Origin of the sequence: Polynucleobacter parvulilacunae, from assembly GCF_018881715.1 — a bacterium.
GTDB classification, from domain to species: domain Bacteria; phylum Pseudomonadota; class Gammaproteobacteria; order Burkholderiales; family Burkholderiaceae; genus Polynucleobacter; species Polynucleobacter parvulilacunae.
Genome location: NZ_JACVPW010000013.1, coordinates 75,108 through 88,842, shown reverse-complemented (window position 1 = coordinate 88,842; position 13,735 = coordinate 75,108). Strand labels below are relative to the sequence as shown.

The window sequence follows — 13,735 nt, the reverse complement described above, 5'->3', positions numbered from 1 at the left end:
CTTATTTCTCCTCTCTCAAGAAGCGGCTTGTCAATAAACCTACCGCAAAGAATGTTCCCAGGAAAGTAAAGCCGGCCAAACTCAGAACCGCCGCACCGGATAAACCAAGTCCACTAGTACAGCCAGCCGCAATCCTTGCACCAAAACCTGCAAGCACACCCCCACAAAGGGCTGTCCATGGACGCTTAGATCCACCTAAAAACTTTGCTCCGTCCATCTTGAATTGAATTCTGTGCGCAAAAAATGCAGAAATAAACGCTCCAAGAGCTACGCCAATGACTTGCCAAGTAATCCATGCATTTAGTGGCTTGCCATCTTCAACCATCCCACCCAGGTAATCGTTTGCATTTGTTGCAACTGGAGCAATATACATTCCAAACCAGGCTGTTAAGCGCGTTGTAAAGCCTGTAGCTCCTAGCCCATGACCTGTAACAACAAAAGTGGCCAACAAAACCATTCCGAGAAGGATTCCCGCCAATAAAGGATTCATATAAGGGGCCGGTATAGCCCGCTCTACTTTGTTAACCATTTTTAGCCACCTCATTTAAGGTTTTAATAATATATTAAGTTATATATTATTTACTTAGAATTGGTATGTCAAGCCCGCTAGGACTGATAACAGGGGGCAAATTTGATCCACATCAATAAATAGTAGATTCAGATCTATATGGTTTGGACATCTGCAATCAAGATTTCAATAAATGGCCCTCAATTACAGATGGATGCCACCAATTAATAGCGCGCATCTTTGGGCTTGCCGCCATTAGGCCAGTCCTTATCCTTACCAATAAAGTCTGGGCGAGCCATATGAGCAAAGTACTCAGCAACATCAAGAGCCTCCTGATCACCTAAACTACCTCCCTGCCCTAAAGGAAATTTGGTGTTGTGACCCATCGGCATGTTTTGCTTGATAAATGCCGCAGCAGTAAAGGTACGCGCCATTCCAGCGCCTAAATTGAAGGACTCATCACCCCACACCATTGGAAACACATACCGACCATCAGATTGTTTTACGCCTTCTCCATTAGACCCATGGCAAACAGCACATTGAGCTTGGTAAACAACCTTGCCATTTTCAATATTTGGAATTAGCGTTTTATCAATTTTCCCAATGCCTCTACCTGGAATCTGCTCATCCTTTTTATAAGGCCCGTTAACCCACTTCATGTAGGCGACCATTGCCTTCATTTCAACCGAATCCTTTTCTAACGCCTTACCGTTCATCGATCGTTTAAAGCATCCATTAATTCGATCCTCAAGATCAATGATTTTCCCTGCACGTGGGGCATAAGCAGGAAACTGTGCCGCTACACCAATAAATGGGGATGCATTCGCTACAGTTCCAGCATTGGTATGGCAGCTACTGCAGTTAAGGCTGTTGCCAACGTGATCAGGAAGCAAAGTGCCCGTCTCTGCTATTAGTCGCATACCGTAGACTAGCTGCCCTGAGTTTGATTTTTCTAGCATATTTGAAAATCGAGGCGTTACAAATTTAGAGCCATCTTGTGAAGTTAAATTTAGCTGTGCCCGAACTGCCTTAACCTGATTAACTGAAACCTCAGATGCAGAATTCCCCCATGAAGAACGTATGAAGGTAATAATTCGCGCCAACTCCTCATCTCCGAGTGAGCCATATTCGGGCATACCAACGATGCGATGGTTTGTTTTTGTAGCCGCCGATTTCCAACCGCTCAAAACAACGTGAATTACTGAAGTTGGATCGTCAGAAAGAATTGATTTGTTACCAGCCAAAGGAGGAAATATCTTTGAAACCCCATTCCCGTCATTGCGATGACAGGTGGAACAAAATTGCACATAAGCCAAACCATTTTTAGACTTATATAGCTGCGATTTTTCCAAAGCTATTATTGGCTGGGCCTGATTGCTCTCATCTAGACTCAGTGATTTAAGATATACAGCAATTGCAGTAAGATCTTCATCAGTGAAATGTTGTGTGCTTAAACCAATGACTTCAGTCATTGTTCCATATGCGGTTGCATGTTGATTTCTACCAGTTTTCAGGAACGCTACAATTTCTGATGGCGTCCATAAATTACGGAGATTCACTGCATGCCAACTATCAACCGTAGATCCAGTCAAAAAATACTTACCATGTGATCCGGCTTGACTCATTGCCTTTTCTTGGAACAAAAGGCCTCTAGGGGTATGACACGATCCACAATGACCCATGCCTTGAACAATATATGCGCCACGATTCCATTGTTGGGTTTGACTTGCCTCTGGCTGATAAGGCTTGCTGCCGCCAAAGAGAATGTTCCAAAAGCTTAGGCCCCAACGCATGTTGTATGGCCATTTCATCTGACTTTGGATATTCACTTTTTCTACGGGCAATACACCATGCATTAGATACTGATAGAGTGACTGCATATCCTCGACAGACATTCTTGAATAGGATGGGTACGGCATAGCGGGGTATAAATTATGGCCGTCAGCGGTAACACCCCTTCTCATAACCCTATCGAATTGTTCAAAACTATACCCACCAATTCCAGTCTTTTTATCAGGCGTAATGTTTGTTGAATACAATGCTCCGAAAGGTGTTTTTAGCTCCAAGCCACCGGCCATTAATTTGCCACCCTTTTCGGTATGACATGCAACACAGTCGCCAAGGTGCGATAAATATTCACCCCGCTTTATGGAAGACTCTGTTGAGCTCGAATTGTCCACTGCGAAGGAGAAAAAACTATGGCTAAATGCAACACAAAAAATAATGGTCTTAAAGAATCGCATCATATAGCCCTGAGTATCTTGATCGCAATGAGTCCAATTGCTCTTTACCCACTCAGTATGGGGTAAACCCATATCGGCAACTTGACATAGATCAAATCTAGTTTGTTTTTAGGGCTCAAGATACTAAATTGAAAATAAACTCATGCACAATTACAAGGTCCGTTGAAATCCTTGGGAATGATGATTTATTCCCAACATAGGTCGCGCTATTCCACCAATTGAGTCTTTCTGATTTTGATAATGAACATGACATCTACACTATTTATACGCACCTCAAAGTACATCGCGTACTTATGCATGATCATGCCAACTCTTTCGTTTGCCTTAGACGGCGAAGCGATCATGGTTCATGGTGGAGCAAATCCTGCTGCGATGCCCTGTATTAGTTGCCATGCCCCAGATGGCAAAGGCATGCCATCAGCGGGATTTCCGCGGCTCGCAGGATTACCTGCGGCATATATTGAAAAGCAACTTTACGACTTTAAGTCAGGCAGTCGAAAAAATCCTCTGATGCAAGGTATTTCTTCCGCACTAACAAACGAGGAAATTATTGCAGTGGCTAACGCCTACTCTAAGCGGCCAAAAGTTAACGTAAACACCAAACAAGCTGGACTGCCCGTTCCCGGTACTGGCGCCTGGATTGCCCTGCGTGGCGAATGGAGTAAAAATATTCCTGAATGTACTTTATGTCATGGGCCAGATGGCGTTGGTGTTGGTGATTCTTTTCCACCATTAGCCGGTCAATCCCCTTTGTACCTAGAAAATCAACTTAAGGCGTGGAAGGCAGAAAAACCTACTGCTGCCAATAAAAAGGGAGCGCCGCCTACGAGAAGCAACGATCCCAATGGGTTAATGCAACATATAGCCGCCAGCCTTACTGATGCACAAATAAAAGCAGTTTCGGAGTACTTTGGAAATTTAGGCGATGCAACAGAACCTTTTGATGAATCCCAGCACAGACTTAGGTAATTTAAAGACATCGCATGAATAAAAATATATCTATGAAAATCTCAATTAGCAGTTTAGTAGTCTTATGCCTACTCCTTAGCTCGCCAACTACGTTTGCAGTGGATAAATCAAAACTAGAGGACCAATCCCAAATTCCCTCAAATACCCACAAGGTTGGCAAAACACAATACTTCACACCACCAACAGACTCTGAATTACAAAATAATGCCTTTGGCGAATTAGTTCGGCGCGGAGAGGCTATCTTTGTAAATACAAAAGCACTGGCACCCCAATACGTTGGCAATGAGATGAATTGCGTGAATTGTCATATTGATAGAGGGCGTCTTGCAAATTCTTCTCCAATGTGGGCTGCGTATCCTATGTATCCAGCCTACCGCAAGAAAAATAATAAAGTGAATACCTATGCCGAGAGACTTCAAGGATGCTTCACGTTCAGTATGAACGGAACTCCGCCGCCAGCTGATAGCGAAGTTATCTTAGCCCTAACGGCTTATTCATATTGGCTATCGACTGGTGCACCTGTTGGCAAAGCACTCCCAGGGCGAGGCTTCGACGAACCTCCTCCCCCTAAAGGTGGTTATGACATTGCTCGTGGAAAAGTAGTTTATGAAAAGCAATGTCAAATCTGCCATGGTTCAAACGGTGAAGGACAAAAGGTTGGGGCAACCTATGTTTTCCCTCCACTCTGGGGTAAGAATTCTTATAACTGGGGAGCAGGCATGCATCGCATCAATACTGCGGCTGGATTCATACAACACAATATGCCTTTAGGTCGAGGCGAAACCTTAACCGACGTGGAGTCCTGGGATGTTGCTGCTTTTATAAATATGCATGAACGCCCCCAAGACCCACGCATAATTGATGGGGATATTGAAAAAACTCGCAAAAGATTCCATGCTGATGATGGCGTAAACCTGTATGGCTCAGTTGTTGACGGTGTACTTATAGGTAAAGGCGTTAAATAACCTTCGTCTTTATCCTCACAAAAACAAAGGGAGCCTGGGCTCCCTTTTTAATATCAAGGAATAAGGAAGACTTAAAACTCACCCTTTACCGTTGTCAAGCCAAGCGCATCCCAGTCCAACATGCCACCGCGATAGTAGTAGATCTTAGTTGCAGGAAAACCATCACGAGTCATAGCGGCCATTGCCATTGGGCTTTGTGGACAAACTGGACCATTACAGAATGCATAAACCTTCTTAGCTTTGGAGCAGTCCCATTTAGTTGATCCTGCTGCAGGCTTTTTGCAACCCAATTCATCCATGCGCATTGCAACTTCAGTGTAAGGAATGCCAATAGAGCCAGGAATAGTTCCTTTGACGCGGTCATCAATTACACGCATATCAACTACAAGCGAATCTTTGTCGTTCAAGGCGTTGAGAACATCAATTTCATCAACTGGCACAACACCCTTGATTGGAATTAATGGCTGCAACCATCCTTTATTTTTGGCACAAGGTGTCATTACGCGGGTAATTTCAATCGGCCCCTTTGAGGTTTTGACAACGAAGTTAGTGGACTTATCAATAATCTGCAGTAATTCTGGGCTGGCAGGCGCAGCGGTTTGTGCGGCGGCTATACCTGAAAACAACATCAGGCCGAGTGAAAAAAGCTTTTTCATAAAACCCCTCTTTTTTATTAATTTGAGTAAAACCATTGATTTAAATGCTTATATACGCATTTATGCATATTCCTACAGTGTGAGCCCAAGAGTTGCTAAACTTAATACTGAGAAACCCCTATTGTTGATGGTGTTATCCCCTTTAATATCCCTTATAGCTAGTTATTTAAGCTTTTTATTCATCCGAACACTGGAGTCTTTATGAAAAATAGTCGTCGTCAATTTATGATTTTGTCTGCTGCTGGTGCTTGCACTTTGGCATTGAACGGTAAAGTTCAAGCTCAAGCAATGGTTGCAGAAACTGATCCGCAAGCCGCTGCTTTGGGCTACAAGGCGAATGCAACAACTGTCGATAAGGCCAAATACGCTAAGTATGCCGCCGGACAACAATGCAGCAACTGTGCATTGTTCCAAGGCAAAGCGGATGCGGCTGCTGGCGGTTGCTCATTGTTTGCTGGTAAGCAAGTTTCTGGCAAAGGCTGGTGTTCTGCTTACGCTAAGAAGGCTTAATTCAGAATCTGAATTTATTCTCAGCTAAGTTAGATTAGAAAACAAAAAAGACCGCTATGGCGGTCTTTTTCATTGATTTAAATTTTAAGAGCCCGCTTGAGAAAAGCTTTCAAGTTTTTTTATGCTCGGAATTTGAATGCTTAACTTTCCGATATTGGAAATTAAGCCCTGTTCCGCCATAGAAGCAAGCGCCCTACTGATAGTTTCAAACTTCACGTCCATCATCAAGCCCATATCCTCCCTCTTAAAGAGTGGCGCAACTGCCATATCCCCAGAGATCTTAGCCACACGCAAGAAAAATCTCGCTAAACGCACTTCAATTCTTCCGGTATTAATTTCAGAAAACCATGACTCCGACTGAGTCAGGGCTTCACCCCATTTTTTTACAATTTGACGATGTAAGCGTGGGGACTCTTCACCCAAGCTGGAAATAATCGCTTTTGGAATGCGGCACAGGTGGATATTGGATAGTGCTGCAGCAGAATGCGTATAAGTCTCACCTAACAAAGCCTCCATACCAAACAAATCACCAGGCATAACTAGTCGCACTATTCTATTTGAGCCGTCGGAATTGATATGCAACAACTTGATATAGCCTTCGCGTAAGGTATACAAATGTTCTGCAGAATCCCCCTGCGTGTATATACCTGAATTAGCCTCATACCTTAAATCATCAATCGGCGAATGGATTTTAGAAAAATCGTCCTCATTTAATTCGGCAAAAAGCGCAGAGCTGCGAATAGAGCACGCATTGCAATCGCTATTGCCCTGCCATGCACTTTTTATTTCGATAGTCTTCATACGAAACTACTCATTTTCTGCAAACCAAGCCCAGTATTGCTGACATACCAGTATGTCTTGGACCTTCAGAGAGTTCTTTCTCGTAGCTAACGAGTTCTAAGATCTCAAATTCTTTAGCAAGATCTCTAATCAACTCTTCTGTGTACAGATGCTCTATTAGGCTTGGACCACCAGTTTTGTATTCGAGCTGCTTAGGGGTATAGCCCTGAAGGATAAAGAGTCCGCCTGGCTTAGTCGCTTTATATGCTTGCTGGAAGATTCTGGCGCGCATTGCTGGATCAGCGAACTGTATGAAGATGCCAATCACTGCGTCATAAGTATTCTCATGCCAAGCATAGCTATCAGTATCAGAGAAAGAGTAATCAACCTCTACTTGATTGTCTTTGGCAAACTGCTTTGCCTTAGTAAGCGCAATATCTGATGCATCAAAACCAACCACTTGCATACCTTGCTTAGCAAGCCAGACACCATTGCGTCCTTCGCCATCAGCAATACATAAGACCTTATTTTTTGGCTTTAAGTATTGCTTCGCTTTTTCAACTAGATACTCATTGGGTTCTTTTCCAAAGATGAACTCTTCTTTATCGAAGCGCTCATTCCAGAACTGGGTGGCATCCGCAAAACTCATAGACCTATCCTGATGAACTTGATTACTTTTTGAGTCCACCAACGAGGTCGCTCTTTAAGTCATTGATATTTTCAAGACCAACCGCAATACGCACCAAGCCATCAGAGATACCTGCGGCTTTGCGGGCCTCTGAGGTTACTCGGCAATGCGTTGTTGTAGCTGGATGCGTAATGGTCGTACGAGTATCACCCAAGTTTGCAGTAATCGAGCAAAGCTTAGTTTGATTAATGAGCTTGAATGCAGCTTTCTTACCACCCTTCAAGGTGAAGGACAAAATTGCTCCGCCCTCTTTTTGCTGACGCATTGCCAAAGCATGTTGAGGGTGTGATTTGAGGCCAGGATGGTAAACGCGCTCAACACCAGGCTGCTTCTCTAGCCATTGCGCTAAGGCGAGTGCATTCTGGCTTTGTTGCTTCATACGAAGCTCCAAAGTCTCCAAGCCCTTGAGGAAAACCCAAGCATTAAATGCAGATAGCGTTGGCCCAGCAGTACGTACGTATGGGAATACCTTTCCCATGATGAAGTCTTTGCTACCCACAATTGCACCACCTACCATGCGACCCTGCCCATCCAAGTACTTGGTTGCCGAATGAATGACGACATCAGCACCAAGGGCCAATGGTTTTTGCAATGCTGGTGTGCAGAAGCAGTTATCAACAGCAAACAATGCGCCCGCCTTCTTAGCAATCTTGGAGATTGCTTTAATGTCCGCAATCTCAGTCAATGGATTGGAAGGCGTCTCTAAATAAAAGAGTTTGGTATTTGGTTGGATAGCAGCCTGCCATGACTTGATATCTGCCAAATCAGCATAAGTTGTTGTAATGCCGAAGCGACCCAGGATATTCGTAAACAACTGAATCGTTGCACCGAATACGGAGCGCGAACAAACAACATGGTCACCTGCTTGTAGATGAGCCATCGTCATTGTCAAAATGGCTGACATGCCTGATGCTGTAGCAATACATGCCTCACCACCCTCTAGGGCCGCCAAGCGGTCTTGGAACATGCTGACTGTAGGATTGGTAAAGCGAGAATAGATGAAGCCTTGATCAGCATGTGCAAAACCATCGGCAGCCAACTCTGCGCTATCAAAGCAGAAGCTAGAGGTCAGGAACATCGCCTCTGAGTGCTCTTGGTATTCTGCTGTACGACGAGTACCAGCGCGGACAGCCAAGGTCTCGAGCGCTAGCTTAGAAAAATCGGGTTTTTTGCGTGTGGTTTTACTCTTCATACTGCTATTTTGACACCGAAATGGGGATTTGCCTCGATTGAGGCAAATTCCTGTCGCTTTTTAGTCTTCGGTAGCCAAATGCAGATGGAGCTGTGAGCGGGCAAAGTCACTGGAATCCTTCTGACGATCCGCCTTAGCGTCTGAGGTATTTCTGGCAGCTTCCAAAGCGTCTAAATAGGACTCAGTGATGTCACCAGTTACATAGAAGCCATCAAAGCAAGAGGCCTCAAAATTCTTAATATCAGGATTAACATCCCTTACCGCCTGCTTCATATCTTCAATACTTTGATAAATCAACTGATCGGCACCAATCATCTTGTTGATTTCTTCATCAGTACGGCCATAGGCAACCAATTCGCTACGAGTTGGCATATCAATACCGTAAACGTTCGGGAAGCGTACAGGCGGCGCAGCAGATGCAAAGATTACTTTCTTGGCGCCTGATTCACGAGCCATCTGCACGATCTCAAATGAAGTGGTTCCACGAACAATAGAGTCATCCACAATCAAGACAGTCTTATCTTTGAACTCAATACGCATCGCATTCAATTTCTGACGAACAGATTTCTTGCGAACAGCCTGTCCTGGCATGATGAAGGTACGGCCAATGTATCGGTTCTTAAAGAAGCCTTCGCGGTAATCTACACCTAAGTTCTTAGCCACCTGCATTGCCGCTGGACGGCTTGAGTCTGGGATTGGCATGACTACATCGATCTCGGAGACATCAGTCTCTTTGCGAATCTTCTCAGCCAAGTAATCACCCATACGCATGCGAACGTTGTAGACAGTGACGCCATCAATGGTGGAGTCTGGTCTTGCCATGTAAACGTATTCAAAAATACAAGGTGTTAATACTGCATTGGGCACGCACTGACGTGAATAAAAATTGCCATCCAAGTCAATATAGGTTGCTTCACCTGGATTAACGTCACGTACGAATGTAAAGCCTAATCCCTCTAGCGCTACGGACTCTGATGCAATCATCCACTCAGGACCCTGAGGAGTATCGATACGGCCAATACACAGAGGACGAATACCGTATTGATCACGGAAAGCCAATAAACCATAACCTGCTATTAAAGAAACAACCGCATATGAACCTTTAACGCGATTAGTAACCCCAGTCACAGCATTAAACATTGCGCCCTCATCTAGAGCCGCGCTATTCGTTTCTTTTTGAAGTTCGTCAGCTAAAACGTTGAGCAATACTTCGGTGTCTGAACTGGTGTTGATGTGACGACGATCACGATAAGCCATCTCCACACGCAAACTTGGTGCATTGGTCAGATTACCGTTATGAGCCAAGATGATGCCGTATGGTGCGCTTACATAAAACGGCTGTGCCTCTTCTTCGCTGCTGGCAGAGCCAGCAGTTGGGTAACGCACTTGGCCGATACCAGCGCTGCCTACTAAGCTGCGCATATTGCGAGTTCTAAAGACGTCTCTAACTAAGCCGTTGGCTTTATGCATCGTGAACGAATTACCGTTCATCGTTGCAATACCTGCAGCATCTTGACCGCGATGTTGCAAAAGCAACAAAGCATCATAGAGAAGTTGATTTACTGGTGAGTGAGAAACAGTTCCGACGACGCCGCACATATCTCTAGATTCCTATTGTTAATTTAGGAGTAATGGTAGGGGTAACTTTAGGCATAGCATCACCCAATTGCTTTGCCCAGTCGGCAGGAAGCCAACCTTTAATTAAACCGGTTGCCATATCAATTGCTGGCCTGGTGATTGCATTCTTCCAAGCCATACTTTGCGGAATAGGTGTGAGTGCAGCTAAGGTAGCAAGTACCACTACGATTAAGCCGCCACGAATCACACCAAATATCAAACCCAAAAAACGGTCAGTCAAACTCAGACCAACCGATAGAATAATTTTTTGCACCACCCCGCCAAATAAACCGCAAACTATCAGAGTAAGGACAAAGAGGATTAGGAAGCTAACACCCAGACTAAGAAGCTCATCCAGATGAAAAGTCGACAACCATTCTGTTGAGAGGTAATTACTGTAGTGATATGCAACCCAGGCTGCGGCAAACCAAGAAGCTAAGGCAAGCACCTCTTTAAATAAACCGCGTGAGATGCCTACTAAGGCGGATACCAAGAGCACAACTAGGGTGAAGTAATCCACCGATGTTAGCTTGAGGGTGGATAAATATTCCATTACTGCTTACCGGATTCGACGAGTCTTGGTGAAAGACCCATCGCCTTAATTTTCTTTTCCGCCGCTTCTGCAGCATCTTTATCGGTATATGGTCCTGCACGTAGCACATACAACTTTGTGCCGTCACTGCCTGTCTTATTTAAGACATAGTTAGGAATCTTTTGATCTTTTAGTTTGGCGATCCAACCCTTGGCGCGCTCTTCCGATGCAAAGGCGCCGATCTGAATAACGTATTTGCCTGAGCCGTTTGATGCAGCAGGTTTGACGGCATCATCCGCCTTAGACTTAGTGTCTACCTTAGGATCTGCTTTAGGAGTGCTTGCAGCAACCACCTCCTCACCTGCCGCCAAGCCCAATGCGCCAGACTTGTTTGCTGCTGGAGCTGTTGGCTTATTTTCCACCTTGGCTTCAGCTTTCACTTCTGGCTTTGATTCGGTCTTTACCTCAGGAGTTACTGCAGCTTTAGGGGCCTCTTTTGCTGAATCTGCCACGACCTCAGCCTTTGGCCTCTCTTCAGGCTTTGTTTCTGTTCCTGGGATAGGCAAGCTGGTCACAATATTGACGGCAATATCGTTTGGCGCTGACTTTGGCTTGCTATCCAAAATTCGGGGTAGACCAACGACTGCAATGAGGACTAAAACGGCTGCACCAATAAGACGATGGCGCGCTCTTTGTTGTTCTGGATCTTCGGTTAGGGCAAGTTCTTCAGCTTCTGCTGCGCGCTGAAAACTGCGTGGTGCCGTTCTTTTGGCGGTGCGACCGCCCCTTGAACCGAGTTCAAGATCATCAGACTGGGTTTTTCGCTTAAAAAAGCTTGGTAAACGAATCATGGATCAGTGGGCCTGGTTGTTTCGGTAAGTCATTACGCCTGCAACGGTATAGAAGGATCCGAAGGTGACAATTCTATCACCCTCACCAGCCTGAGAAAGCGCTTTTTGATACGCTAAAGCAGGGTTTTCGAAGATTTCGATCCCGCCATCTGCCCCGTTTTTTGGCTTAACGCCCATGCTTTCAAGCTTCTGAGCAAGGAACTGCGCAGAAGCAGCCCTAGGGGTAGGCAAATCCGTGCAAAACCAGAAATCTACGATATTCAGAAGGGGTTTAATGACGCCCTCTATATCCTTGTCAGCCATAGCCCCAAAAATGGCATAGGTGTAAGGGTGATAACCCATCTTATCGAGCCCCTGAGCTAAGGTAGCAGCAGCATGGGGGTTGTGGGCAACATCTAAGACAACGGTAGGCTGCCCTGGTAAGACCTGGAAACGGCCTGGCAACTCTACCAAGGCAAAGCCATTGCGAATATCCTGGGCGCTAACTGGCAGGCGCTGGTGCAATGCCATTAAGGCGGCGATGACAGCAGAGGCATTCAGAATCTGATTTGCGCCACGAAGCGCTGGGTAACCAAGCCCGCTAAAGCGTTTTTTACGCCCTGCCCAACCCCATTGTTGTTTGTCACCCTGGAAGTTGTAATCGCGTCCCTGCAACCAGAGATCACAGCCCAGCTTCTCAGCATGGTCAATGAGTGATTGCGGCGGCATAGGATCACCGCATACCGCAATATGTCCAGGACGGAAAATGCCCGCTTTCTCTAGACCAATGGCTTCGCGCGTACCTCCCAAAAAATCCGCATGATCAATATCGATACTAGTGACGATGGCGCAATCTGCATCCACTATATTGACCGCATCAAGACGGCCACCCATACCAACCTCTAATACAACCGCATCTAAATTCGATTTAGCAAATAGATGCATGATGGCTAAAGTGGTGAACTCAAAATACGTCAGGGTTGGTGCATCAATAAGACTCACACGAGCATTTTCTACAGCAGCAAAATGCTCAAGCAAGATGTTGTCATTAACATCTTCACCATTGATGCGAGCACGCTCATTAAATTTAAGAAGGTGTGGAGATGTGTGACAGCCGACGCGATAGCCTGAGGCTAAGAGAATACTTTCCAAGAAAGCGCAGGTAGATCCTTTGCCGTTTGTACCGGCGACAGTAATCACCGGACAATCGAAATGAAGATTGAGTGCAGCCTTCACACGATTAATGCGCTCAAGCCCCATGTCGATACCAACAGGGTGAGCAGTTTCGAGGTGACTAAGCCAAGCCTCTAGGCTAGAAAATAAAATGGGGGCTTGGTGTACTGAGCTCAAGCGCTTAAACGGCTGCGCTACCCGCGATCGCAGGCTCAGGAAGCTTTTGCAGCAACGCCAACAAACGGGCAATTTCACCGCGCATCTGGCGACGATCGACAATCATGTCGATACCACCCTTTTGCATCAAGAACTCCGAACGCTGGAATCCCTCTGGCAATTTTTCACGAACAGTTTGCTCAATCACGCGTGGACCAGCAAAACCAATCAAGGCTTTTGGTTCAGCCATCACCACATCACCCATGAAGGCAAAGCTTGCAGAGATACCACCCATCGTTGGGTCAGTAAGCACGCTGATGTAAGGCAAGCCTTTTTTGGCCAACAAGGTCAACATCGAGTTGGTCTTAGCCATCTGAAAGAGAGACAACAAACTCTCTTGCATACGCGCACCGCCAGTGGCAGTTACGCAAATAAATGCGCACTTCTTATTGATTGCTTCCTGTACGCCGCGAGCAAAACGCTCACCGACTACAGAGCCCATTGAGCCCCCCATGTATTGAAATTCAAAACAAGCAGCTACTACCGGAATGGCTTCAATCTTGCCACCCATCACAATCAAGGCTTCAGATTCACCAGAAGCATCATTCGCTTCTTTGATCCGATCTGGATATTTTTTGGAGTCTTTAAATTTCAGTGGATCCGTTGGATAGATATCTGCACCAATTTCATAGCGACCTTTTTCATCAAGCAAACTATCTAAACGCAGACGCGCTCCAATACGCATGTGATGACTGCATTTTGGACATACTGATAAATTCGCTTCAATGTCAGTGCTATAGAGCACCGTTTCACAACTTGGACACTTAACCCACAATCCCTCCGGTACTGACTTGCGATTTGCAGGGTCAGTATGTTGAATTTGGGGTGGGAGTAATTTATCTATCCAGCTCATTAG

At 45.5% G+C, this 13,735-nt stretch carries 14 protein-coding genes; 3 read left to right on the top strand and 11 right to left on the bottom strand.

The annotated features are described in order from the left end of the window. Position 1 precedes the first annotated feature (1 nt). Both ICN18_RS08840 and ICN18_RS08835 read right to left on the bottom strand, forming a co-directional pair. On the bottom strand, positions 2–529 hold the full coding sequence (locus ICN18_RS08840) for a YeeE/YedE thiosulfate transporter family protein (RefSeq protein WP_216190143.1): 528 nt from the start codon (positions 527–529) through the stop codon (positions 2–4). A 203-nt stretch (positions 530–732) separates the two neighbouring features. Then, positions 733–2,823, bottom strand: a complete 2,091-nt coding sequence (locus ICN18_RS08835; protein WP_255532180.1) for a c-type cytochrome — start codon at positions 2,821–2,823, stop codon at positions 733–735. Positions 2,824–2,997: 174 nt separating this feature from the next. Between ICN18_RS08835 and ICN18_RS08830 the strand changes: the two genes are divergently transcribed. Both ICN18_RS08830 and ICN18_RS08825 read left to right on the top strand, forming a co-directional pair. Beyond that, on the top strand, positions 2,998–3,720 hold the full coding sequence (locus tag ICN18_RS08830) for a c-type cytochrome (protein WP_255532179.1): 723 nt from the start codon (positions 2,998–3,000) through the stop codon (positions 3,718–3,720). Positions 3,721–3,752: 32 nt separating this feature from the next. Then, on the top strand, positions 3,753–4,685 hold the full coding sequence (locus tag ICN18_RS08825; RefSeq protein WP_216190142.1) for a c-type cytochrome: 933 nt from the start codon (positions 3,753–3,755) through the stop codon (positions 4,683–4,685). A gap of 71 nt (positions 4,686–4,756) precedes the next feature. Here the strand turns inward: ICN18_RS08825 and ICN18_RS08820 are convergent, their stop codons facing one another. Then, positions 4,757–5,341 (bottom strand): rhodanese-like domain-containing protein, encoded by a 585-nt coding sequence (locus tag ICN18_RS08820; protein WP_216190141.1) that lies wholly within the window; start codon positions 5,339–5,341, stop codon positions 4,757–4,759. A gap of 201 nt (positions 5,342–5,542) precedes the next feature. Between ICN18_RS08820 and ICN18_RS08815 the strand changes: the two genes are divergently transcribed. After that, entirely contained in the window at positions 5,543–5,851 is a 309-nt protein-coding gene (locus ICN18_RS08815; RefSeq protein ID WP_215363311.1) for a high-potential iron-sulfur protein, read from the top strand. A gap of 84 nt (positions 5,852–5,935) precedes the next feature. Here the strand turns inward: ICN18_RS08815 and ICN18_RS08810 are convergent, their stop codons facing one another. Genes ICN18_RS08810 through accD form a run of 8 tightly spaced genes read right to left on the bottom strand, consistent with a single transcriptional unit; the run spans position 5,936 to position 13,732 of the window. Next, positions 5,936–6,652, bottom strand: a complete 717-nt coding sequence (locus ICN18_RS08810; protein WP_216190140.1) for a Crp/Fnr family transcriptional regulator — start codon at positions 6,650–6,652, stop codon at positions 5,936–5,938. Positions 6,653–6,662: 10 nt separating this feature from the next. Next, positions 6,663–7,280 (bottom strand): class I SAM-dependent methyltransferase, encoded by a 618-nt coding sequence (locus ICN18_RS08805; RefSeq protein WP_216190139.1) that lies wholly within the window; start codon positions 7,278–7,280, stop codon positions 6,663–6,665. Positions 7,281–7,302: 22 nt separating this feature from the next. Beyond that, positions 7,303–8,511, bottom strand: a complete 1,209-nt coding sequence (locus ICN18_RS08800; RefSeq protein WP_216190138.1) for an O-succinylhomoserine sulfhydrylase — start codon at positions 8,509–8,511, stop codon at positions 7,303–7,305. Between the two features lie 60 nt (positions 8,512–8,571). Next, a complete protein-coding gene (gene purF / locus ICN18_RS08795; protein WP_216190137.1) occupies positions 8,572–10,110 on the bottom strand; it encodes an amidophosphoribosyltransferase in 1,539 nt (512 codons plus the stop codon). Between the two features lie 4 nt (positions 10,111–10,114). Further along, positions 10,115–10,681 (bottom strand): CvpA family protein, encoded by a 567-nt coding sequence (locus ICN18_RS08790; RefSeq protein WP_216190136.1) that lies wholly within the window; start codon positions 10,679–10,681, stop codon positions 10,115–10,117. Next, positions 10,681–11,511, bottom strand: a complete 831-nt coding sequence (locus ICN18_RS08785) for an SPOR domain-containing protein (RefSeq protein ID WP_216190135.1) — start codon at positions 11,509–11,511, stop codon at positions 10,681–10,683. The genes ICN18_RS08790 and ICN18_RS08785 overlap by 1 nt, the downstream gene beginning before the upstream one ends. Positions 11,512–11,514: 3 nt before the next feature. Then, positions 11,515–12,840: a bifunctional tetrahydrofolate synthase/dihydrofolate synthase gene (gene folC / locus ICN18_RS08780; protein WP_216190134.1), complete on the bottom strand. Its 1,326-nt coding sequence runs from the start codon at positions 12,838–12,840 to the stop codon at positions 11,515–11,517. Between the two features lie 4 nt (positions 12,841–12,844). After that, complete coding sequence (gene accD, locus ICN18_RS08775; RefSeq protein ID WP_216190133.1) at positions 12,845–13,732, bottom strand: acetyl-CoA carboxylase, carboxyltransferase subunit beta; 888 nt, start codon at positions 13,730–13,732, stop codon at positions 12,845–12,847. Between the last annotated feature and the right edge of the window lie 3 nt (positions 13,733–13,735).